General features: G+C 71.7%; 26 protein-coding genes. 11 read left to right on the forward strand and 15 right to left on the reverse strand.

Annotated elements, in window-relative coordinates; all coding sequences use genetic code 11:
• The 3 genes from OOK31_RS32255 (at position 1) to OOK31_RS32265 (ending at position 2253) form a co-directional block, all read left to right on the forward strand.
• Positions 1–474, forward strand: a complete 474-nt coding sequence (locus tag OOK31_RS32255) for a hypothetical protein (protein ID WP_267090939.1) — start codon at positions 1–3, stop codon at positions 472–474.
• Between the two features lie 55 nt (positions 475–529).
• Positions 530–1051, forward strand: coding sequence for a hypothetical protein (locus OOK31_RS32260; protein WP_267090940.1), 522 nt, complete (start codon positions 530–532; stop codon positions 1049–1051).
• A gap of 62 nt (positions 1052–1113) precedes the next feature.
• Positions 1114–2253, forward strand: a complete 1140-nt coding sequence (locus tag OOK31_RS32265; RefSeq protein WP_267090941.1) for a Fic family protein — start codon at positions 1114–1116, stop codon at positions 2251–2253.
• Between the two features lie 19 nt (positions 2254–2272).
• On the opposite strand, the gene OOK31_RS32270 is transcribed toward OOK31_RS32265, so the two are convergent.
• Positions 2273–3826 carry an MFS transporter gene (locus OOK31_RS32270; protein WP_267090942.1) on the reverse strand — a complete coding sequence of 518 codons (1554 nt, stop codon included), beginning with the start codon at positions 3824–3826 and terminating at the stop codon, positions 2273–2275.
• A 100-nt stretch (positions 3827–3926) separates the two neighbouring features.
• Between OOK31_RS32270 and OOK31_RS32275 the strand changes: the two genes are divergently transcribed.
• Positions 3927–4364, forward strand: coding sequence for a MarR family winged helix-turn-helix transcriptional regulator (locus OOK31_RS32275; protein ID WP_267090943.1), 438 nt, complete (start codon positions 3927–3929; stop codon positions 4362–4364).
• On the opposite strand, the gene OOK31_RS32280 is transcribed toward OOK31_RS32275, so the two are convergent.
• A complete protein-coding gene (locus OOK31_RS32280) occupies positions 4357–4791 on the reverse strand; it encodes an ATP-binding protein (RefSeq protein ID WP_267090944.1) in 435 nt (144 codons plus the stop codon). The two genes, OOK31_RS32275 and OOK31_RS32280, sit on opposite strands and share 8 nt — an antisense overlap.
• 126 nt (positions 4792–4917) lie before the next feature.
• Between OOK31_RS32280 and OOK31_RS32285 the strand changes: the two genes are divergently transcribed.
• Both OOK31_RS32285 and OOK31_RS32290 read left to right on the forward strand, forming a co-directional pair.
• Positions 4918–5757 carry a helix-turn-helix transcriptional regulator gene (locus OOK31_RS32285; protein WP_267090945.1) on the forward strand — a complete coding sequence of 280 codons (840 nt, stop codon included), beginning with the start codon at positions 4918–4920 and terminating at the stop codon, positions 5755–5757.
• The gene (locus OOK31_RS32290; protein WP_267090946.1) at positions 5754–5996 is read left to right on the forward strand and encodes a DUF397 domain-containing protein; all 243 of its coding nucleotides are present in this window, start codon (positions 5754–5756) and stop codon (positions 5994–5996) included. Before OOK31_RS32285 ends, OOK31_RS32290 begins: the two co-directional genes overlap by 4 nt.
• A 6-nt stretch (positions 5997–6002) precedes the next feature.
• Here the strand turns inward: OOK31_RS32290 and OOK31_RS32295 are convergent, their stop codons facing one another.
• Positions 6003–6713: an MOSC domain-containing protein gene (locus OOK31_RS32295; RefSeq protein ID WP_267090947.1), complete on the reverse strand. Its 711-nt coding sequence runs from the start codon at positions 6711–6713 to the stop codon at positions 6003–6005.
• A 14-nt stretch (positions 6714–6727) separates the two neighbouring features.
• Positions 6728–7066: a hypothetical protein gene (locus OOK31_RS32300; protein ID WP_267090948.1), complete on the reverse strand. Its 339-nt coding sequence runs from the start codon at positions 7064–7066 to the stop codon at positions 6728–6730.
• A 186-nt stretch (positions 7067–7252) separates the two neighbouring features.
• Here OOK31_RS32300 and OOK31_RS32305 point away from each other — a divergent pair, with 186 nt between their 5' ends.
• Complete coding sequence (locus tag OOK31_RS32305) at positions 7253–8545, forward strand: NAD(P)/FAD-dependent oxidoreductase (RefSeq protein WP_267090949.1); 1293 nt, start codon at positions 7253–7255, stop codon at positions 8543–8545.
• Between the two features lie 394 nt (positions 8546–8939).
• Here OOK31_RS32305 and OOK31_RS32310 read toward each other — a convergent pair whose 3' ends face one another.
• Together OOK31_RS32310 and OOK31_RS32315 are read right to left on the reverse strand one after the other, a co-directional pair.
• Positions 8940–9524 carry a dihydrofolate reductase family protein gene (locus OOK31_RS32310; RefSeq protein WP_267090950.1) on the reverse strand — a complete coding sequence of 195 codons (585 nt, stop codon included), beginning with the start codon at positions 9522–9524 and terminating at the stop codon, positions 8940–8942.
• Between the two features lie 87 nt (positions 9525–9611).
• The gene (locus OOK31_RS32315; protein ID WP_267090951.1) at positions 9612–9767 is read right to left on the reverse strand and encodes a hypothetical protein; all 156 of its coding nucleotides are present in this window, start codon (positions 9765–9767) and stop codon (positions 9612–9614) included.
• Here OOK31_RS32315 and OOK31_RS32320 point away from each other — a divergent pair.
• Together OOK31_RS32320 and OOK31_RS32325 are read left to right on the forward strand one after the other, a co-directional pair.
• The gene (locus OOK31_RS32320; RefSeq protein WP_267090952.1) at positions 9752–9874 is read left to right on the forward strand and encodes a hypothetical protein; all 123 of its coding nucleotides are present in this window, start codon (positions 9752–9754) and stop codon (positions 9872–9874) included. The two genes, OOK31_RS32315 and OOK31_RS32320, sit on opposite strands and share 16 nt — an antisense overlap.
• Positions 9875–10034: 160 nt before the next feature.
• Positions 10035–10433, forward strand: a complete 399-nt coding sequence (locus OOK31_RS32325; protein ID WP_267090953.1) for a VOC family protein — start codon at positions 10035–10037, stop codon at positions 10431–10433.
• Here the strand turns inward: OOK31_RS32325 and OOK31_RS32330 are convergent.
• Entirely contained in the window at positions 10397–10801 is a 405-nt protein-coding gene (locus OOK31_RS32330) for a helix-turn-helix domain-containing protein (protein WP_267090954.1), read from the reverse strand. The genes OOK31_RS32325 and OOK31_RS32330 overlap by 37 nt on opposite strands.
• Before the next feature lie 58 nt (positions 10802–10859).
• On the opposite strand from OOK31_RS32330, the gene OOK31_RS32335 reads away from it, so the two are divergent.
• Together OOK31_RS32335 and OOK31_RS32340 are read left to right on the forward strand one after the other, a co-directional pair.
• Positions 10860–11531 (forward strand): NAD(P)H-binding protein, encoded by a 672-nt coding sequence (locus OOK31_RS32335; protein ID WP_323188278.1) that lies wholly within the window; start codon positions 10860–10862, stop codon positions 11529–11531.
• A complete protein-coding gene (locus OOK31_RS32340) occupies positions 11528–12046 on the forward strand; it encodes a nitroreductase/quinone reductase family protein (RefSeq protein WP_267090955.1) in 519 nt (172 codons plus the stop codon). The genes OOK31_RS32335 and OOK31_RS32340 overlap by 4 nt, the downstream gene beginning before the upstream one ends.
• A 126-nt stretch (positions 12047–12172) precedes the next feature.
• On the opposite strand, the gene OOK31_RS32345 is transcribed toward OOK31_RS32340, so the two are convergent.
• The 8 genes from OOK31_RS32345 to OOK31_RS32380 form a co-directional block, all read right to left on the reverse strand.
• Positions 12173–12466, reverse strand: coding sequence for a hypothetical protein (locus tag OOK31_RS32345; protein ID WP_267090956.1), 294 nt, complete (start codon positions 12464–12466; stop codon positions 12173–12175).
• 254 nt (positions 12467–12720) lie between these two features.
• On the reverse strand, positions 12721–14289 hold the full coding sequence (locus OOK31_RS32350; RefSeq protein WP_267090957.1) for an APC family permease: 1569 nt from the start codon (positions 14287–14289) through the stop codon (positions 12721–12723).
• Positions 14290–14645: 356 nt separating this feature from the next.
• On the reverse strand, positions 14646–16130 hold the full coding sequence (locus tag OOK31_RS32355; protein ID WP_267090958.1) for an aldehyde dehydrogenase family protein: 1485 nt from the start codon (positions 16128–16130) through the stop codon (positions 14646–14648).
• A complete protein-coding gene (locus tag OOK31_RS32360; RefSeq protein WP_267090959.1) occupies positions 16127–17866 on the reverse strand; it encodes an amidohydrolase family protein in 1740 nt (579 codons plus the stop codon). The genes OOK31_RS32355 and OOK31_RS32360 overlap by 4 nt, the downstream gene beginning before the upstream one ends.
• A gap of 331 nt (positions 17867–18197) precedes the next feature.
• On the reverse strand, positions 18198–19319 hold the full coding sequence (locus OOK31_RS32365) for an LLM class flavin-dependent oxidoreductase (RefSeq protein ID WP_267090960.1): 1122 nt from the start codon (positions 19317–19319) through the stop codon (positions 18198–18200).
• 95 nt (positions 19320–19414) lie between these two features.
• Positions 19415–20200, reverse strand: coding sequence for an SDR family NAD(P)-dependent oxidoreductase (locus tag OOK31_RS32370; protein WP_267090961.1), 786 nt, complete (start codon positions 20198–20200; stop codon positions 19415–19417).
• A gap of 11 nt (positions 20201–20211) precedes the next feature.
• Complete coding sequence (locus OOK31_RS32375) at positions 20212–21159, reverse strand: LLM class F420-dependent oxidoreductase (RefSeq protein WP_267090962.1); 948 nt, start codon at positions 21157–21159, stop codon at positions 20212–20214.
• Positions 21160–21300: 141 nt separating this feature from the next.
• A complete protein-coding gene (locus OOK31_RS32380) occupies positions 21301–22041 on the reverse strand; it encodes a helix-turn-helix domain-containing protein (protein WP_267090963.1) in 741 nt (246 codons plus the stop codon).
• Positions 22042–22170 lie beyond the last annotated feature (129 nt).

Here is a 22170-nt window from a genome sequence, read left to right on the forward strand (position 1 = left end):
GTGCACAGCAACCTGCGTATCTCCGTCGTCGCCGCCGCCGGCCTCGTGGCCGCCCTGACCCTGACGGGCTGCGGCAGCGACAGCGGCCCGGCCGCCGACAAGCAGACGGGCGTCCCGGCCCCGGCCACGCCCGCCCCGGGCGGGAGCGCGGCCGCGGGCGCGGGCGCCGGCAGCCTGGACGGCGGCTGGATCGCGATGGCGAACCCGGGCAAGGGCGTCGTCCTCACCGTCAAGGGCCAGATGGCCTTCGTCGTCGAGGCGGCCACCGGCCTGACCTGCGAGGGCACCACCGACGGCAAGACCCTCGACCTGAAGTGCCCGGCGGGCGCGACGCGCTCGAAGGGCAAGGTCGACTCCGTCGACGCCACCTCCCTGAAGGTCACCTGGGAGGGCGCGGCCGGCACCGACACCTTCCAGAAGAGCGAGCCGGGCAAGCTCCCGTCCCTCCCGGCCACGCTCCCGAGCAAGAAGTAACGCCGCCGCCCCGCCCCCGGCCGCCCGGGGGCGGGCCTTCCGTACGCTGATCCGCATGGACGCGTACCCGCAGGTGACAGCCCTCCTCCACACCCTGGACCGGCTGCCGGGCCCCCGCCACCTCTGCTTCCCCGACGGCTACGACCCCGCCCGCGCGCAGGCCCGGGCGGAGCGCCTCAGGGCCCGGCTGGAGCAGACCCTGGGCGGCCCGTGCGTCCTCACCCTCGCCGAGGACGCCGGCTACTACGGCACGATCGTCGTCCCACCCCGGGCCACGCAGGCGGGCGTCCCGATCGCGGTCCGCCTGAGCAACTACGGCGACCTGGCCGTGGTGACCACACCGGCCCCCGACAGCCACCACGACCTCGACCACGCGGTGGCCGCCGGCGCCCTCACCGCCTCCGACCGCCACCACATCGAGACGGCCCTGTCGGACCACTACCTCGTCCCCCTCCCCCCGCTCCACCACCTCTACGACGGGGTCGTCACCACCCTCAGGGACGACACCCCCCGCGTGAGCTACGGCCCCCACGCGGGCCGCACCACCTGGTGGACCCGCTTCTTCGAGCACCTGTGAGGCCTGCGGCGTGCAACCAGCCAAAGAATGAGGCAATGATAGGAAGCAAGTATCATTGACTCATGCTGTACTCCACGCCCCGCCTCCAGCCGGTCGACCTCCGCGTCCTCGACGAGGTCGACGACCTGCGCTCACAGCTACGCGACGCGGTGCAGCAAGCCCCCATGAAGTGGACCCAGGACCTGCGCAAGGCCCTGACGGCCAGTGCGATCGCCGCATCGAACACCATCGAGGGGTACCGGGTCGACGAGAAGGACGTCGCCGACCTGATGGACGGTGAACGCGAGGTCGACGCCAGCGAGGAGAACAAGGCCGAGACCCTCGCCTACCAGCAGGCCATGACGTACATCCAGTCCCTGCACGACGCGCCCGACTTCCGCTACAGCAAGGAGTTGCTCAACGCCTTGCACTGGATGCTCCAGGGCCACCACCACCCGGGCAGGACCGCGGGCCAGTGGCGCAAGACGGCGATCCGCATCACGGCCCCCGGGGACGAACTCGCCACGGACTACGACGGCCCGGACCGTGAGCTCGTCCCCGCGCTGATGACCGAACTGGTCGACTGGCTCAACGAGGGCGACCTCGACGCCCACACGCTGATCCGGGCCGCCATGGCGCACTTGAACCTGGTGAAGATCCATCCGTGGTCGGACGGCAACGGCCGCATGTCCCGCTCGCTCCAGACGCTCCTGATCGCGCGCGGCGGAGAACTCGCCCCGGAGTTCTCCTCCATCGAGGAGTGGCTCGGGATGCCGGGACACACCTGGGAGTACTACCAGGTCCTGCGGACGGTCGGCGGACCGGTGTACTCCCCCATGCGGGACACCTTGCCCTGGATCAAGTTCAACCTCCGCGCCTACCACGAGCAGGCCCAGCGGGTGCAGCACCGGGTCAACCGCTCCAACCAGTGCTGGATGGAGCTCCTCGAAGCCGCGGAACCCGCCGGGATCAGCGAACGGCAGGTGACCGCCCTGCACGAAGTGGCCATCACGGGCAGGGTGCGCCGCTCCCGGTACGAACGGGCCGAGGCGATCAACACCCAGCAGGCGACCCGGGACCTCCAGTCCCTGACGAAGTCCGGCGTGCTGACGGCGGTCGGCCAGACCAAGGGCCGCCACTACGTCGCCGGGCCCCGCTTCCCCCGGAACGCCCTGGACACCGCCAAGCGCCCCCACCGCATCGTCGACCCGTACGCGGACTGAGACCGGCCCGACGCCGCGTTCAGGAAGATCGGGTGCTCACGAGCGCCGGACGGGGCTCCGCGTCCGCGTCCCGCACCCGCTTCGGGCGGAAGCCGAGGGACAGGCAGGCCGCGCCCGCGAGGGCGAATCCCGCTGTCCAGAGGGCGCCCACGTGCATGGCGTGGAGGAACGCCGAGTCGGCGGCCGCCGCGAGCCCGGCGTCCTGGGTGGCGGCAGCCACGTGGCGGGCGAGTTCGGCCGAGACCCGGGCCTGTTGGCGGACCCCTTCCGGGAGGCCGGTCAGGGAGCCGTCGATGGCGCGCTGGTAGACGATCGAGGTGATGGTGCCGCCGGCCGCGATGCCGAGGACGCTGCCGGTCTGGCGCAGGGTGCTGTTGACCGCGCTGCCCGCGCCGGAGCGTTCCAGCGGCAGGGAGCCGAGGACGGCTCCGGTGACGGGTGCGATGACCATGCCGATCGCGGCGCCCTGCACCAGCATGACCGCCGAGTACCAGGCGATCGGGGTGGTCGCGTCGAACAGGGCCAGCGATCCCATCGCCAGCGCGGCGACGCCCAGCGACACGGAAGAGACCAGCCGGACGGAGGTCCGGCGGGCCAGCCGGACGGCGACGGGCGAGCCGACGACCACGCCGAGCGCTCCGGGGAGCCCGAGGAGCGCGGCGTCGAACGCCGAGTACTGGCGGGCGCCCTGGAGGTAGAAGGCGAGGTAGAAGGAGCCGGCCGTCATGGCCAGGAAGACCGTCATCAGGGCGATGTTGCCGGTCGCGAAGCGCCGCTGCGCCAGCAGCCGGGGGTCGAAGCTGGGGTGTGCGATCCGCAGCTCGACGACGACGAACACCGCGAGCAGCGCGAGCCCGGCCAGGGTGCATGCCCAGACGCGCGGGTGGGCGAAGGAGGCGTCCTGCCCGGCGCGGATCAGCCCGTACGCGAGGAGCCCCAGCCCGCCCGTGGACAGCACCAGCCCGGCCGGGTCGAGCCGGCGGACCTGGGTGCTGCGGAAGTTGGGCACGTAGCGGGCGATGAAGCCGAGGCCGAGGACGACCACGGGGACGTTGACGAGGAACACCGACCCCCACCAGAACCTCGCCAGGAGCAGCCCGGCCAGGATCGGCCCGGCGGCGATGCCGACACCCGCGAAGGACGAGAGGGTGCCGAAGGCCGCCGGGCGCTGGGCGGGCTCGAAGGTCCAGCTGACGACGGCCATGGTGGCCGGTACGAGCAGCGCCGCGCCGACACCCATGACAGCCCGCCCGGCGATGAGCTGGCCGGGGGTGGAGGCGTACGCCGCGAGGGCCGAGGCGGCGCCGAACAGGGCCATGCCCACCAGCAGGGTGTTGCGGTGCCCGAACCGGTCCCCCAGCGCGCCCCCGGTGAACATCAGGCAGGCGAAGGCCAGCGTGTACGCGCCCGTGGCCCACTGGAGCTGACCCGGCGTGGCCCCTAAGCCCCGGACGGGGTCGGAGAGGGTCTCGAACGCGGTGGACAGGATGGTGCCGTCGAGCCAGATGAGGAGCTGGGCGAAGACGAGGACGCCGAGGATGAGACGCCGGCGGGCAGGTGTGGTGGATGACATGCGTGACTGCCTTCGGAGGGCCATAGAATCGTCAGGTACCTGACGGCCCGTTCATCGTGACAACTCGTCAAGTTCCTGTCAATCATGTGGAGGTCGCCCCATGGGCGAGCAGACCGACGGTCCCGTGCTGAGCTTCCTGGTCCGGCACGCCTGGCTCGACATGCGGGCGGCGATCGGCGCCGAGCTGGAGGAATTCGGCCTGACCGTCCCGCAGTTCGCGACCCTGCTGATGGTCAGGCACACCCCGGGCATGTCGGCGTCCCAGGTGGCCCGCGAATGCGGGAGCACCCGCCAGGCCGCCAACGAGATGCTCACGACCCTGGAGCGCGACGGCCTGATCACCCGCTCCCCGCACCCCACCGACCGCAGGACGCACCAGGTGCACCTGACCGACCTCGGCGCCACCCGCTACGCGGAGACCCTCCCGGCCGTCATGCGCCGGGAGGCCGCACTGATGGAGGGAATTGCGCCGGAGGTGCGGGACGCGGCCGTCGCCTGGATGACGGCCGTCTCCACCGCCTGCAAGCTCGCTAAGTGACGGCGGGCCGGGCCAGCTCGGCCCACACCGTCTTGCCGACGACCCGGTCCATGACACCCCAGTCGACCGCGAGCCCGTCCACGATGCGCAGCCCGTAGCCCGACTCCGCCTGGTACTCCGCCGGCCGCACCTGCGGGCGCCTCTCCCGCCGGGCGTCGGACACCTCGACGCGCAGCACGCCGGCCAGGAGCACCATCCGCACCTCGAAGTCCCGCCCGGGGACCCGCCCATGGGTGACGGCGTTGGCGGCGAGCTCGGCGACGAGCAGCCCGGCACCGTCGGACAGGGCCGTGCCCTCGGGGACACCCCAGTCATGCAGCTCGACGAGGGCCAGCTGCCGGGCGAGGCGGGCTCCGCGCGGGGTGGAACTGAAACGCTGAGTGAACACGCGTACGAGGTTCCGGGTGGGGCCGGATGGTGTGGTCATGGGAACAACCTCCCCCGCAACAAGGGCAGTTCCCAGCAACTCAACTACTACCGGGAAAGAGTAGTAGCCCACTCTCTGGACAGGCGCAGTCACCGACCGTGAGCATGTGACGGGGAGGTGACCGTGATGACGGCTGACGACGACAGCGACAACGGTGGCAAGCAGGAGCGTGACCCTGACCTGCGGAACTTCGGTGAGACCTTGGCGGCCTGCCGCAAACGCGCGGGCCTGACACAAGAAGAATTCCGCCCGCTGGTCGGGTACTCGGTGCAGTACGTGGCCTCGGTGGAACAGGGCCGACGACATCCGTCCCCGAAGTTCGTGAACAAGGCGAACGAGGTCCTCGACACCTACGAGGTCCTCCAGATCGCCGCCCGGAACCTGTCCCGGAGGCGGGGCCTGGCAGCCTGGTTCCGACGGTGGGCGGAGCTGGAGGAACAGGCCGTCATCCTCAATACCTATGAGTGCAGGGTGGTGCCGGGGCTGTTGCAGACGGAGAACTACGCACGGGCCCAGATCGCGAACGTCCCGCCCATGGCCACGGCCGAGGAGGTGGAAGACCGCATCGCCCAGCGCCTGGTGCGGCAGGAACTGCTGACCCGCACCCCGTACATCTCCTTCAGCTTCATCATCGAGCAGAGCGTGATCGAGCGGTGCACCGGCGGACTGGAGGTCACGCGCGAGGTGATCGACCGCCTGTTGGAATGTGGCCAACTTCCCAACGTGGACATCCAGATCATGCCGACGTTCAGCCCGGAGCACGCCGGCACAGATGGCTCCTTCCGGCTCCTCCAGACCCAGGAGCACGAGTGGATGGGGTACACGGAAGGCCAGCAGACCGGCCGCGTCATCACCGAGCCGGAAGACGTCAGCTTTCTCCACCAGCGGTATGCCAAACTTCGCATCCAGGCCCTCAATCCCGTGGACAGTGCGGGCCTGTTGATGCGATTGCGAGGATCCCTGTGAACAGCTCCCAGCTCCGGTGGTTCAAGAGCAGCTACAGCGGCAGTCAGGGCGACAGCTGCGTCGAAGTCGCACTCTCCTGGCACAAGTCCACGTACAGCGGCAGCCAGGGCGACGACTGCGTCGAGGTAGCCGCCTGCACCGACACCGTGCACATCCGGGACTCCAAGCTCACCGCGAGCCCCGAGCTGACGGTCGGTCCTGCCACCTGGACCGCGTTCCTCGGCGGGCTCGGCGCGTAGCCGGGGCTACTCCAGCACCACCGGGTCGCCGACCCGGGCGGTGCCCGGGGTGAGGACCGTGGCGAGCATGTCGAGCCGGTTGTCGTGCGCCCGGGCGATGGCCTTCAGGACCAGCGGCGAGTGCGGCAGGTCGTGCTGGGCCTGGTTGGTCATGACGCACCGCTCGCTGGAGCGTACGAACTCCAGGCGCAGGCCGTCTCCCGTGTACGCCTTGCGCCCGGCCCACTCGTCCTCGACGAAGGGGCGGGTGCCGGGCGGGGTGCGCAGGAGGACGTTCGGCCGGAAGCGGCGTTCGTCGACGGGGACGTCGGGGATCTCCGCGCGGAGCCAGTCCAGGGTCGCGGTGGTGAGGACGCTGACGGGCAGCTGGTCGAAGTGCGAGATGCCGCCCTCACGGGCCAGCTCGACGTCGTCCCGGCCGAGGTAGCCACGGAGGTAGGCGGTGGGGTCGGCGACGACGTCTCCGTGCGGGTCGATCAGTTCGGGCTGCCCGCCTGCGGACGGGTAGCGGGAGCTCAGGTGCAGCAGGCCGTCCATGCGCCGGAAGCGGCGGGTGTTCTTGCCCGAGCCGAACTTGCCGTCGCCGTCGCGCACCGCGTAGAGCCGGTCGCCGACCAGGCCGCGCCCGTCGACGTCTGCGCTACGGAGCCGCTCACCGCCGGTCGACTTGACCGGGTACCGCCACAGCTGCTCGATCACACCCACGATGTCCGTCACGGTCGGACGCTAACTCACGGCGGCGGGATCGGTCCCGGGGCGGTGGTGCCGGCGGCCGGACGCCAGAAGCGCCCGTCAGGCAGGGCCTGACGGGCGCCGAGGAAGTAGTCAGCGTCACGCTCGAACCGGACGCCCGGCACGGTGGCCCGCACCTGGGCCCAGAGACTCGGTGCCACGCGGTACTCGCCCGCCACCATCCAGGGATCGTCGCCCAGCACGAAGAGGTGGCGTATCTCCAGGAACTGGTCGCGGGACAGCGAGACGGACTCGACCAGTTCCTCGTCGGCGCCACGGAACCCGGTCAGATCCCACACGAGGTTGTAGCCGTCGGCGAATGGATAGTCGCTGCTCACGGCCTCAAGCTAGGCGCCCCTCGCGTGCACCCGCACCTGTTTTTACGGCAGTTCCGGGGCTTCCGGTGGCGGCGGGATCCCCCGGAACGGTCTTGACAACCCATCATGCACCTGACAGCAGTGTCCCTGCACGCACTGCACCACTCCCCCCGAACGGCAGTACACCCCGAAGGGAGCGATCAGCGCATGACCAACCCTGAGAGCGCGGGACACGACGCCGACTACGACGCCGACGCCGACGCCGACGACAACGACTACGACGTGGTCATCAGCGGGGCCGGCCTCGCCGGCAGCGCCGCCGCGATCCTGCTCGCCCGGCGCGGTGTCCGCGTCGCACTGCTGGAACGCCGCTCGGACCCCGAGTCGTACAAGGCGCTGTGCACCCACTCCATCCAGTACAGCGCCCACCCGGTGCTGGCCGAACTCGGCCTCCTCCCCGCCCTGGAGAAGGCGGGTGCCGTCCACAGCGGGGCGCGCTGGCACACCCGCTGGGGGTGGATCGAGCCGAAGGCGCCGCCGGCGGGCCCCGAGCTGCCGTACTCGTACAACGTCCGGCGCAGCACCCTCGACCCGCTGATCAGATCCCGCGCGGCGGACACGACCGGCGTCGACCTGCTCCTCGGCCATCAGGTGACCGGGCTGATCACGGAGGCCGGACGGACCGTGGGCGTGCGCACCTCGACGCCGCAGGGCGAGCGCGAGATCCGTGCCCGGCTGGTGGTCGGGGCCGACGGCAAGGACTCGGCGGTGGCGAAGCTCGCCGCCGTCCCCGCCCGGCAGTACGAGAACGCACGGTTCGCGTACCTCGCGCACTTCCGAGGTCTCCCGCTCAACAACGGGGTCAGCCACACCTGGTTCCTCGAACCGGACATGGCGTACACGTTCCCGAACGACGACGGGGTGACGGTCGTCGCGGTGGTCCCGGGCAAGGAGCGGCTGCCGGCCTTCCGGGAGGACCTGGAGGGCAGCTTCCTCAACCTCGTCCGCTCGCTCCCCGAGGGACCGCCCATCGACTCAGCCGAGCGCGTCACAAAAATCACCGGCTTCGTCGACTACCCGCTGCACAGCCGCAGGCCGACCGCACCGGGCGTCGCGCTCGTCGGCGACGCCGCCGTGACCGGCGACCCGCTGTGGGGGGTGGGCTGCGGATGGGCCCTGCAGTCCGCGCAATGGCTGGCACAGGCGGCCGCCGCTCCCGCAGCCGGACGGGGCGACCTCGACAAGGCGCTCGCACTGTACGCACGCAGGCACCGGCGCCGCGTCCTGGGCCACCAGTACCTGGCCGCCGACTTCGCCACGGGCCGTCCGTTCAACCCCCTGGAGCGGCTGATGTTCTCGGCGGCGACGCGCGACGCGTCGGTGGCGCGGCACATGCACCGCTTCGCGAACCGCCTGATCGGTCCCGCGCGCTTCCTGAACCCCGCAGTGCTGGCCAAAGCCTCGGCCGTCAACATCAAGCACCGTGCGACAGCGCCGTGACCGGCTCCCCTCCCCCTCCACCACCCACAGCCGTCGGCCGCTGAGAAATGAGGAGCGCGTAGCGATCCGACGCGCCTCCCCACTCCACGCCCGGGCCCGCAAAGGACCTCTGAGCTGCCCGGATGCGCATCTGGCGGCCGAAGACAGCCCGCCCCTCCCTGGCTGACCCGCCCCTCCCCCCTTCCCCCCCGTCCCGTTCCTTCGGGGGTTTCCCGGCAGTCTTCGTTTTTCCGGGGCGGGACGGCTGTCAAGGGTGGCCGAAGGCCATCGCGAAGCGACGCGAACGCAGTGAGCGCCCTTGACAGGCCGACCCGCCCCGGAAGGACGATGAGACTGACGGGAAAGCCCCAACCCCTCCCTGACACCGCCCCGCCGGGACGCCGCCGTCGTGAGCTCAGCCCTTCGCCGCCGGCCGGTACGTGCAGACGTTCACGCCGGCCGGGCTCGTCACCGTGGAGACGAGTTCCAGGGTCCGCAGGCCGCCGTCCGCCGGGAAGATCGACTTGCCGCCGCCCAGGAGGACCGGCATCACGATCAGGCGGAGTTCGTCGACGAGACCCTCGGCGATGAGGGCGCGCGCCAGGGTGGGGCTGCCCATGACGACGAGGTCGCCGCCGTGCTTCTCATGCAGCGCGCGGATCTCGTCGAAGGCGATCCGCGAGGTGTTGTTCCACGTCAGGTCGGCGTCCGCGAGGGTCCCGGAGACGACGTACTTGGGAACAGAGTTCATCTGGTCCGCGAAGGGATCTCCGGCGCGGCCGGGCCAGGCCGCCGCCATCGTCTGCCAGGTGCGGCGGCCGAAGAGGAGGGCTTCGGCCTTGGCGGTGGCGTCGGCGAAGGCGCCGCCGACGATCTCCGGGTCGAAGAAGGGGTGCGTCCAGCCGCCGTGCGCGAAGCCGCCGTCGGTGTCCTCCTTCGGCCCGCCCGGGGCCTGGACGACGCCGTCGAGGCTGATGAATTCGGTGATGACGATGCGCATGGGACTGGTTCCTCTTCCTCGGGTCACTCACGCCGGACGTACTGAAGAAGAGACTGCCGGGCCTGACAAAAATCATCGCCCCTGCGACTACGACATGGCCCACATGGCCGTACGAGCCGGCAGGAGGCGGGCGGCCGCCACGAAGAGGGCGTTCGCGCGGCCGGGGACGACGGTCGGGCGCCGGCGCCGGCGCAGGGCGGCCAGGGCGGTGGCGGCGACCTGCTCCGGTGTGCGGACGAGCACGGCGGCAGCGGGACCTGCTGTTCGACTACTTCCGCCGGGCGGCCCCGGCCTTCCGCGAGGCGACGGAGACGATCCGCGCGGGCACCCAGGAACGCAAGGCCCGCTGACCCCTGCGGGGCGGCGTGCCCGGCACCCGGGGGTACCGGGGGGCACCGGCGGGCACGCGGGCGGGGGCACCCGGGCACCCCTCCCCGGAAGCCGCCCGGTACCTGACACACAGACGGTGCGGGTGTAGGGAGCGCGGACGCGGAGCCATACCCTCCGCCCATGATCGATTCACGCACCCACATCCGCGTCGCCCGGCCCTCCCTCGACCTGGTCGCCGCCGAGCGGTTCTACGTCGAAGGGCTCGGGCTGGAGGTCCTGTGGCGGACCGCGGGGCACGTCTCCGGCGAGCACGACCTCGTCATGGTCGGACCGGCCGGAGGCGGCTGGCACTTCGAGCTGACCCACGACCCGGAGAACCCGCTCGCCCCCACCCCCACCGTCGACGACCTGTTCGTCGTGTACCTCGGCCAGGCCCCCGACGAGGCCCTCGTGCGGCGGCTCATCGAGCACGGCGGGCGGCGCGTGTCCTCGCACAACCCGTACTGGGACGACTACGGCGTCACCGTCGCCGACCCCGACGGCTACCGGCTCGTGCTCTGCTCCCGCACCTGGGGCTGAGCTACCTGGGGCTGAGCCAGGGCGGCCAGACCGGCCTCCTGGGCGTCGAGGAGTTCGTCCCAGTGCTCCAGCGTCCACGCGCACGCCGCGTCCAGGGGGCCCAGCAGGCCGCGCCCGAGCAGGGTGAGCGCGTAGCCGCCGGCCTCCTCACGGACGACGAAGCCGTCTCGCTCCAGCCCGCGGAGGGACTGCGTCAGCGACTTCGAGGTGATCCCGCGCATCGGCACCTTGAGCTCCGAGAAGCGGCGCGGACCGCCCTCCAGGCAGCGCAGCACCATCGGGGCCCACTTGTCGCCGACGCGGAACGGCACCAGGGGCGAGGGGCAGACGGGGTCGAACATCTCGGGGTCCAGGGGCGGCTTCGTCATGATCGCCACGGTAGGCCGGTATCCGATCGGTCACCAGCCCTTTCCCTACGCTCGCCCCATGACGACGAACGAGGCGAACGAGCCGAACCAGCCCAACCAGCAGCCCAACCAGCAGCCCAACCAGCAGCCGCAGCCGCAGTCCCCCAGGATCATCGTGTTCGGCGGCTCCGGCCGCGTAGGCCGGGCGGTCGTCGCCGGGGCCCGGGCGCGCGGGGTCGAGGTGACGGCGGTGGGCCGGGCCGACGGGGAGGTGACCTCGGCGGCGGACGTGGCCCGGCTCGCGGCGGGGCACGACGCGGCGGTGGTCGCGGTGTACGACGCCGGGGCGGCGCCCGCCGAGTTCTTCCCGGCACTCGCCCGGGCCTTGGCAGCGGGGCTGCCGCAGGCGGGGGTGCGGCGGGTGGTGTCGGTGGGGCTGGCCTCCGTCCTGGCCACGCAGGCGGGGCCGCTGCTGATGGACACCCCGGGGTACCCGCAGGAGTGGCGGGAGTTCTACGTCGGCCACGGCGCCGGGACCGAGGCCCTGCGGGAGGCCGCGCCGGAGGGGCTGGACTGGGCGGTACTGAGCCCGGCCGGGGACTTCGGCGACGGCCCGGAGGCCGGGGGCTACGCCTTCGCCGCGGCGGACGCGGAGAGCCGGATCACCCACGCCGACTTCGCCCACGCGGTCCTCGACGAAACGACGACCCCGACGCTCCACGGCACCCACACGGGGGTGACGGCGGCATGACCCCCACCCCCCTGCTCACCGAGCCCGTGGAGGACAGTGCGAACCCCTGGGTCGCCGAGCACATCCGACGGTTCGAGGAGACCGCCGGGCGGCCGCGGCCCGGGTTCCAGGACCTGCTCCTGACCACCCGGGGCCGCCGCTCGGGAACGCTGCGCCGCACGGCGCTCGTCTACGTACGCGCCCCGCACCCGGACGCGGCCCCGGCCACAGGCTCCGGCTCCGGCTCCGGCACGGGCACGGATCCGGGCCCGACCGTCGGCCCGGAGGTGTACGTCCTGACGGCCTCCAACGCGGGAGCGGACCGGCATCCCGCCTGGTACCTGAACCTGGCCGCCGACCCGGCCGTCATCCTCCAGGTCGGCGCCGAGACCTTCCCCGGGCTCGCCCGTCGCGCGAGCCCGGAGGAGGAGGCGCGGCTGTGGCCGGTGGTGGTGGCCGCGATGCCCTCGTACGCGGCCTACCGCGAGGCCACGGACCGCGAGATCCCGCTGGTCCTGGTCACCCGCACCGCGTGAACCCGGTACGGCCGGGCCCCGCACACCCGGGCACCGCACACCCGAGCCCGCACGCCCGAGCCCGCACGCCCGGGCACCGCACACCCGAGCCCCGCACCGCCCGCCCCCGGCCCGGTGCGGCGCCGGTCAGCCGACCGACGGGGTCTTCGGGAGGCCTGCCGACAGGGCGGTGCCCGCGCCTCCCAGGGAGGCGTCGGTGGCGTGCGAAGCGCTCTGCGCGGCTCCGGCGGTGACGCCGACGGCGGTCTTGGTGTCCTCCACCGCCTGGCCGGGGTGGTCGACGATGTCGGTGACGCGCTGGGCGATCGGCGGGCCCTGGATGGCGGCGCCGTCGGCGCCGTCGGCCGCGGAGGCGACCGCAGGCGTGAGGGCGAGGGCGGCTCCGCCGGTGAGGACCAGGGCGGAAACGGTGCGCTTCATGGCTTTCATGGCATTCATGCCCCGCCCAACGACCCCGCCGGGCCCCCGGTCACTGCGGCGTCACCCGGGAACGCGCCGCGGCCCCGGATCGGGGGGATCCGGGGCCGCGCGATGACACAGCGGGACGGGACGACAGCGGGACGGGACTACGCAGGACGGAGCGACAGCGGAACGCGACGACAGCGGGACGGGGCGACAGCGGGACGGGGCAACAGCCCGCGGACCTGTCTCACGCGGAGCAACAGCCGGCCGGGTCAGTCCTCGACGACCAGCGCCGGGGTGGACTTCGTGAGGATCTCACCGCGGAAGAACGCGGGGCTGCGCCGTTCGGTGACGATCATGATGACCAGGCCGAGGGCCAGCAGGCCGACGCCGATGACGAAGACGCTGCCGACGCCGAGCCCGGGGATCGTGGAGCCGGAGCCGTACGAGGGGTCCCAGGCGTCGGTCAGGGTCTTGAAGAAGACCGCGGCGAGCAGCAGGCCGCCGAGCACCGGGAAGACGCCCTTGAAGAACAGGTCGCGGGCGGAGCGGCGCAGTTCGCCGCGGAAGTACCAGGCGCAGGCGAAGGCCGTCAGCGAGTAGTAGAAGCAGATCATCAGGCCGAGCGCGAAGATCGTGTCGGTGAGGACGTTCTCGCTGACCAGGGTCATCACGGTGTAGAACGCGCCGGTGGCGACGCCCGCCATGACGGTGGCGCGGCCCGGGGTCTTGAAGCGCGGGTGGACCTTGGCGTAGGAGGCGGGCAGGGCCTCGTACGTGGACATGGCCAGGACCGTGCGGGCGACCGGGATGAAGGTGGTCTGGAGGGACGCGGTGGCGGAGGCGAGGACGGCGACGAAGAGCAGGATGCCGAGCATCGGGCCCATGACGGGGCCGGCGAGGGCGGCGAAGACGTTGCCGGAGGTCTCCGGGTTGCCGAGGCCGAGACCGCCGGTGCCGGAGCCGACGGCCATCTGGGCGGCGATGCCGGTGGCCAGGTAGGAGCCGACGAGGACGATCATCGCGATGAGCGAGGCGCGGCCGGGGGTCTTGGCGGAGCCGGTGGTCTCCTCGTTGGTGGCCAGGCAGGCGTCCCAGCCCCAGTACATGAAGATCGAGAGCGAGAGTCCGGCGGTGAAGGCGCCCATGGACTCGACCGCGAAGGGGTTCATCCACTGCCAGGAGAAGTCCAGGCCGGTGTCGAAGCTGCCGGCGGAGGCCTTCTGGAAGGCCATCGCGACGAAGATCGCGAGGACCGCGAGCTGGAGGCCGACCAGGGTGTACTGGACGCCCTTGGTGGCGGTCATGCCGCGGTAGCTGATCGCGGTGGCGACGGCGATGAGGGTGAGGCAGGTGAGGATGTGGACGGGCTTGCTGTCGTCCAGGGCGGCGATCGACGGATTGCCGGTGATCTCGCCGGCCAGCAGCCAGAAGTAGGAGGTGGCGACGCCCGCGAGGTTGGAGAGCACGATGATCGTGGCGATCACCAGGCCCCAGCCACACATCCAGCCGATCCGCGGGCCGAAGGCCTTGACGGTCCAGGTGAAGGAGGTGCCGCAGTCGGGGACGGCCTTGTTGAGCTCGCGGTACGCGAAGGCGACCAGGAGCATCGGGATGAAGCCGGCCAGGAAGACCGCCGGCATCTGGACGCCGACCTCACCGGCGGTGGAGCCGAGGGTCGAGGTCAGGCAGTAGACGGGGGCGACGGTGGAGATGCCGATGACGGCACTGCCCACCAGTCCGACGGACCCCTTGCCGAGGCCCTTGCCGCGAACGCCGCCGTCTTCGGCGACGCCGCTTACCGTGTCTCCGACCTGAGGCCGAACGTCCAGCTGTGTCATGGGTCAGGACGTTAGAGGGTGCGGTTTCCTGATCCGGAAGACTTAAGTCCAGAACTCCACAGGACCAAATCCCTTGGAATCCCGAGATCAAGACCGTTCACGAACATGTAATACAAGGTTCACTCAGGCATCCATCCGGCCATCGACAGGCCGTGGAGCCACCCTTCCGGAATGCGGAAACCGCACCTGTGCCCGTTTTGCCCCATTCAAAACTTTCCCATGGCAATTTTCTGGGCCCGCAGCACCAGGGCACCGCCCGCCGGACCGGCCCCACGGCCACGGCGGACGGCCCCCTCGACGCGGATACCGTCAGTAACGCGCGCCGCGGCCCCTCATCGGGACCCTCGTCGGGCCCCTCATCCCGGCCACACCAGTGACTGGATCTCGCTGTACGCGTGCAGTGCGTACGAGCCCACGTCCCGGCCCACCCCGCTCTGCTTGAAGCCCCCGAACGGCGCCTCCATGTTCCGGCCGATCGTGTTGACCCCCACCCCGCCCGACCTCAGCCGCCGCGCCACCCGGAACGCGCGCGCCGAGTCCCCGGACCAGACGTAGCTGATCAGGCCGAACTCGCTGTCGTTCGCCAGGCGGACCGCTTCCTCCTCCCCCGCCTCGCCGTCCCCGTCGAAGGGGACCACCACGACGACCGGGCCGAAGATCTCCTCCCGGACCACCCGCATGTCGCTCGTGCAGTCCACGAGCAGCGTGGGCGCCACGTAGAAACCGCGGCCCTCCCCCACCACCGGGCGCTCCCCGCCGTACGCGATCCGCGCCCCCTCCTTGCGGCCCAGCTCCACGTACGACTCCACGCGGTCGCGGTGCGCCGCCGAGATCACCGGGCCGACCACCGTGCCGCGCTCGCGCGGGTCACCGACCTTCATGAAGGCCAGGTAGCCGGTCAGCTTCTCCACCAGCTGCGCGTACACCGACCGGTGGACGACCACCCGGGTGGGGGCGGTGCAGATCTGGCCGCTGTAGAAGGAGAACGTCGTCCCGATCCCCATCACCGCCGCGTCCAGGTCGGCGTCGCCGAAGACGACCGCCGCGCCCTTGCCGCCCAGCTCCATCAGCTGCCGCTTCATGGTCCGCCCGCACACCTCGGCGATGCGCCGGCCCACGCCCGTCGAGCCGGTGAAGGACACCATGTCCACGTACGGGGAGTCCACCGCCGCCTCGCCGACCTCCACGGACGCGCCCGAGACCACGTTCACCACCCCGGCCGGGACCCCCGCCTCGTGCAGGGCCTCGGCCATCTTGAACACCGACAGCGGATCCTGCGGGGCCGGCTTCACCACCACCGTGTTGCCCATCGCGAGCGCCGGGGCGACCTTCCCCGCCGGGTTCGCCCACGGGTTGTTGTACGAGGTCACGCAGGTCACCACCCCGACCGGCTGGCGCACCTCCAGCGCCCCCAGGATGGCCGCCTTCCCCATCGGGCCCGCCTCGGTGACCTGCGGGGGCAGCCCGCGCTCCACCGGCTCCAGCGCGCCCTTCGCGTACCGCCGGAACCGCGCGACCCCGACGCCGACCTGCATGCCGCGCGCGATGCCCGTCGGCGCGCCCGTCTCCGCCTGCGCCAGCTCCGCCCACGGCTCGAACTCCCGCTGCATGACGTCCGCGGCCCGGTCCAGGATCGCCGCCCGCTCCTCGGGGCGGGTACGGGACCAGGTGGTGAAGGCCTCCGCGGCCGCCCGGGCCGCCTCCTCGACCTGCGCGCGGGAAGCCTCGGGGGCCAGGCCCACCACCGACTCGTCCGACGGGTCGACGACCTCGTAGTGCCCGGCGGCGGGCTCGACCCACTCGCCGCCGATGTACAGCTTCTGCGGTCCCTGGCCCCTCATCGGGTGCTCACCGTCCTCGTGTCCCGGCCCGAACGCAGCACGGTCCCCGGGACCGCGCCCGTCACCTCGTCGTCGCGGACGGTCTCCACGCCGTTGACCCGCACCGACACGATCCCGATGGCGCGGGCGTCCAGGCGCGGGCTGTCCCCCGGCAGGTCGTGGACCAGCGTCGCCGGACCCGCCTCGATCCGCTCGGGGTCGAAGAGCACCAGGTCCGCGTGGAAGCCCTCGGTGATCCGGCCGCGCTCGCGCAGCCCGAACAGCTGCGCCGGGTCGTCGGTCAGCATCTTCACGGCCTGCTCCAGGGGGACCAGCTTGCGGCCGCGCAGGCAGTCGCCGAGGAACCGCGTCGTGTACGGGGCCCCGCACATCCGGTCCAGGTGCGCGCCGGCGTCCGAACCGCCCAGCATGACGTCCTCGTGCTGCCAGGTCTCGGCCCGCAGGGCCCAGCTGGCGGGGTCGTTGTCGGTGGGCATCGGCCACAGGACGGTGCGCAGGTCGTCGTTGGCGCAGATCTCGACGAGGCACTGGAAGGCGTCCTGGCCGCGTTCGGCGGCGATGTCGTTGACGACCCGGCCGGAGAGGCCCTCGTTCTCCTTGCTGTACGTGTCACCGATGACGTACCGGCCGAAGTTCGCGAGGCGCCGGAACACCCCGGCCTCCTTGCTGTCGGCACGCCGCAGCATCTCGGCGCGGACGTCCGCGTCGAGGAGCCTTTCGATCCGCTCGGGGACGGGGAGCGCGAGGACCTCGCCCCAGCCGGGGATGAGGTTCAGCGCGCAGAAGGTACCGAGGGACATGTTCATGGGGGTGAGGATCGGCATCGTGAGCGCCACGATCCGGCCGCCGGCGGCGCGGGCACGCTCGGAGGGGATCAGCTGGCGCGGGACCCGCTCGGGGACGGACGCGTCGATGGTGAGGACGTTCCAGTTCAGGGGGCGGCCGGCGGTGGCGCTCATCTCGACGAAGAGGTCGATCTCGGCGTCGGAGAACTGGTCCAGGCAGCCCGCGACGATCGCTTCGAGCTGCGTGCCCTCGTGTTCGGCGACGGCGGCGGAGAGTGCGAGCAGCTCGGCGGGGCGCGCGTGACGGGAGGCGACGGGGGCGCCGCTGCCGTCGGAGTGGGTGGAGGACTGGGTGGTCGACAGGCCCCAGGCGCCGGCGTCCATGGCCTCGTGGAAGAGGTCCAGCATCTGCCGCATCTGCTGCTCGGTGGGCTGCCCGCCGACGGCCGCCTCGCCCATGACGTGGCGGCGCAGGGCGCAGTGGCCGACCATGAAGCCGGCGTTGACGGCGATCCGCCCTTCGAGGGCGTCGAGGTACTCGCCGAAGGTCGACCAGGTCCAGTCGACGCCCTCCTCGAGCGCGGCGAGGGCCATTCCCTCGACCTTGCTCATCATGCGGCGGGTGTAGTCGGCGTCCTCGGGACGGTCGGGGTGCAGGGGCGCCAGGGTGAAGCCGCAGTTGCCGCCGGCGACGGTGGTGACGCCGTGGTTCATGGAGGGGGTGGCGTACGGGTCCCAGAACAGCTGGGCGTCGTAGTGGGTGTGGGGGTCGACGAACCCGGGGGTGAGGATCAGCCCGGTGGCGTCCTCGCGGGTCCGGGCGTCTTCCGTGACGGTTCCGGGGGCGGCGATCACCGCTATGCGGCCGTCGCGTATGCCGACGTCTGCGACGCGGGCGGGGGCGCCGGTCCCGTCTACGACGGTCGCGCCCTTGATCAGGTGGTCGAGCATGACGTCCCTTCTGCCGGTGCGCTGCGCTGGGCTGGGGGCTGCGTGGTGGTGGGTGCGGCGCCGCTCCTGGGGCTCCGCCCCAGACCCCGCGCCTCAAACGCCGGCGGGGCTGTAACTTGCTGCTGTCGGCCGGCGGCAGCGAAATCCAGCCCCGCCGGCGTTTGAGGCGCGGGGGTTCGGGGGCGGAGCCCCCGACAGCGGCGCCGCACCCTCACGGGCCGCCGGAGGCTACCGCCCCGGCCGGTGGCCGCCCGGCCGGGGCGTTGGGGGGACGGCGGTCCGGGAAGACGCCGCCCCGGTGCAGGGGCCGCGGCCCCGCTCCCCCGCCGGGTCAGACGGCCTGGCGGAAGCGGGTGGTGCGGTGGACCGGGTCCGTGTCGATGTGCGGGATGACGTGTTCGCCGATCAGCTTGATCGTGGTCAGCGTGTCCTCCTTCGACACCCCCGTCGGCAGGCCGAAGGACAGCTGGTCGGCGCCCGCCTGCTCCCAGCGCTTGCACTGCGCGCGGACCTCCGAGGGGTCACCGCAGATGAGGAGTTCCTCCGCGATGAGCAGCTCGATGATCTCCGCGTTGTACTCGGGGAGGGTCTCCGGCCACTGCGGGATCGCCTCCGGGCGCGGGAAGGTGTCGTGGTAGCGGAAGACCAGCGACTGGAAGCGGTTCATGTTCGCGTTGACCGCGATCTCGACCGCCTTGTCGTGGGTCTCGGCGCAGATCGCGGTCGAGGTGACCATGACGTTGTCGTTGACGAAGGCGCCGATGGCCTTCGCCTCCCGGATCGCCGTCTTGTACTGGTCCAGCACCCATTCCATGTCCGAGACCTTCTGGACGCTGAAGCCGAGGACGCCCAGGCCCTTGCGGGCCGCCATCGCGTAGGAGGAGGGGGAGCCGGCGGCGTACCACATGGCCGGGTGGGCCTTGCCGTACGGCTTCGGGAAGATCTTGCGCGGCGGCAGCGACCAGTGCTTGCCCTGGAACCCCTCGTACTCCTCCTGGAGGAACATCTTGGGGAACTCCGCGATGGTCTCCTCCCAGATCTCCTTGGTGTGGTTCATGTCCGTGATGCCGGGCATGAAGCCGAGGATCTCGTGGCTGCCGGCGCCACGCCCGGTGCCGAACTCGAAGCGGCCCTTGGAGAGGTGGTCCAGCATGGTGACCTTCTCGGCCACCTTCACGGGGTGGTTGACCGGGGCGAGGGGGTTGAAGATGCCCGAGCCGAGGTGGATGCGTTCGGTGGCGGCGGCCAGGTAGCCGAGGAAGACCTCGTTCGCCGAGAGGTGCGAGTACTCCTCCAGGAAGTGGTGTTCCGAGGCCCAGGCGTACTTGAAGCCGGACTGGTCGGCCTGGATGACGTACTCGGTCTCCTCGAGCAGCGCCTTGTGCTCCGCCTCGGGGTCGACCTTGGACCGCGCCTCAGGCACGTATCCCTGCACGAAGAGCCCGAATTCCAAGGGGGTTCACCGTCCTTTGGTTTCTGACGTTGCGTCAGATTTGATGAGTCGACTGTTCCATCGGGAGGGCGGGAGCGTCAATACCTGACGCTCCATCAGAGAATGCTGACGCCCGCCATCCAGCCGCCGTCGATGACGAACGGCTGGCCGGTGATGTACGAGGAGTCCTCGCTGGTCAGGAAGAGCGCCAGCTTCGCTATCTCCTCGGGCTGCCCGACCCGGCCCATCGGCACCACCCGCTTGTACAGCTCGGCCATCGCGTCGCGGGCCTCGTCCGTCATCCCGGCCGGGTCCAGCAGCCCGGGGTTGGCCATGGGGGTGTCCACCGCGCCCGGGCACATGGCGTTGACCCGGATGTTCTTCGCCGCCAGCTCCAGCGCCGCCACCCGGGTCAGCCCGAGGATCGCCGCCTTGGTCGCCGCGTACGAGCCCACGTACGCCATGCCCGTCAGGCCGGTGTACGAGGAGGTGTTGACGATCGTCCCGCCGCCGGCGGCCTCGATCTCGGGGGCCAGCGCCTTGATGCCGAGGAAGGCGCCGACCTGGTTGACCTGCACCACCTGCTGGAACTCCTCCAGCGGGGTCGCGGTCAGCTCGTTGAAGCGCAGGATGCCCGCGTTGTTGACCAGGCCGTCGACCGGGCCGAAGGCCTCCTTCGCGGCGGCCACGGCGGCCGCCCAGTCCTCCTCCCGGCTCACGTCCAGCCGTACGTACCGTGCCCGGTCCTCGCCGATCTCCTTGGCGACGGCCGCGCCCTGCTCGTCCAGTACGTCGCCCAGCACCACCTTCGCGCCCTCGGCGGCGAAGAGCCGGGCCTCCTGCTCGCCCTGCCCGCGCGCCGCCCCGGTGATGATGACGACGCGTCCGTCCAGCTTGCCCATCGGCTTGTCTCCTAGTCGTTGAGGAGCGGGGCCACCTCGGCCCCGAACGCGGTGATCTGGTCGGTGAGTTCGTCCCGGTCGCGGCTTCGGAAGCGGACCTGGATCTGGTCGACGCCGAGGGCCGCGTAGCCGCGTAGGGACTCGGCGAGGGCCTCCGCCTTGCCCGTGAGGGTGCGGCGGCCGGTGTCCCAGCCGGGCTCGCCGACGTACAGGGCCTCGGTGATCGCGCCGATCTCCACGGGGTCGGTGTTCCCGGCCGCCGCGCGGAGCTCGCGCAGGCGGGCGATCTGCGCCGGGAGCCTGTCGCGCGGGTCGCCCTGCGGCAGCCAGCCGTCACCGCGCACGGCGGCCCGGCGGACGGCGGCGGGCGAGGAGCCGCCGACCCAGAACGGGATCCGGGCCTGGGCGGGGCGGGGCAGCTGGCCGAGGTCCCGGAAGGCGAAGCGCTCCCCCGCGAACTCCGGGTACTCCTCGGGTCCGAGCGCCGCCCGCAGCGCGTCCAGGGTCTCGTCGAGGACGGCCCCGCGCCCCTCGAAGTCGGCGCCGAGGACCTCGAACTCCTCCTGGACGTGCCCGGCCCCGACCCCGAGGATCAGCCGGCCCCCGGAGAGGTGGTCGAGGGTCGCGTACTGCTTGGCGGTGACCAGCGGATGGCGCAGGCCGACGATCGCGACGTGGCTCAGCAGCCGTACGCGCTCGGTGACCCCGGCCAGGAAGGCCAGGGTGGCCACCGGGTCGTACCAGACGGTGCTCATGGGGCCGGCGAGCCGGCGCGGGATCGCGACGTGGTCGCAGGTGGCGACGTACGCGAAGCCCGCCCGGTCGGCGGCGCGCGCCACCTCGGCGAGGTCGGCGGCGCCGGCCGGGGCCTCCCAGGGTTCGGCGTAGAGGGTGCTCTGCGACTGGATCGGGAGCTGCATCCCGTACACCAGCCGGCCTTCGGGAAACACGCGTGCCATGCCGGGCCCGCCTCGCCTTCGTCCGCCGGTTCGGCCGCCGGTCCGACTTCGACTGCCGATTCGTCATACCGGTGTCGTGCCGAGCCATCGTCGTAGCTGACGGACCGTCAGGCAAGGGGTCGGGCGAGGCGGGTGGCGTTCCTACTGTGCGCCGGTGGCGTCCGGGGCGGGCGCGGGCTTGGTGTGGAGGATGTCGCGGGCCTGTTCTGCGGCGCGGGCGATGCTCTCGGAGACGAAGTCGAGGTAGCGGGCGATGTTTTCGAGGCGGGTACCGGCCGGGGTGTGGACGCCGAGGACGCCGACGCCCTGCCGCGAGGTCTCGACGAGCTGGGCGGTGGAGCGGGCGCTGGCCATCATCGCCTCGTACCAGACGTCGTCGTCGACGACGTACCGCTCACGGCGGCGCTCGTCGCGTTCGCGGCGGATGAGGCCCTGACCGTCGAGGAACGCCACCGCCTTCGAGATGGACGCGGGGCTGACCTGGAGGCGCTGGACGAGTTCGGCGGCGGTGAGGCTGCCGGAGTCGGAGGTGGTGAGGCAGGTCAGCACCCGGGCCATCATCTTGGGCGCGCCCGTCGCCATGAAGACGGCGGTGAGCGTCTCCTCGTACTCCCGCACCGCCTCCGGGTCGCGGCCGTGGAGCTGCGGGGGCGCTTCCACCCCCCGGGGCGCGGCCGGCTTGCGGCGGTGGGCGCGGTGTTCGGTGGCGCGGTGGGCGATGTCGGGGCGGTAGGAGGAGGGGCCGCCGTTGCGCATCACCTCGCGCGTGACCGTCGAGGTGGGGCGGTCGAGGCGCCTGGCGATCTCCGCGTAGGCGAGTCCGTCGGCCAGCCCCAGACCGATCTGCTGGCGTTCCTGCTGAGTGAGCCTGCCTCCCGGCACCGGAATCTCCCTTCGTGGCGTCCTTGATCTCCGCCAACATAGCGTTCACTTTCAATTCATTGCAATGCGCTGGGGGTTGTTGTTGCGTTAGGCCCCAGCCCCGTTGCAACAATTTCAAGGCTCTGACCT

This window comes from Streptomyces sp. NBC_00249, from assembly GCF_026342355.1.
Classification (GTDB): Bacteria; Actinomycetota; Actinomycetes; order Streptomycetales; family Streptomycetaceae; genus Streptomyces.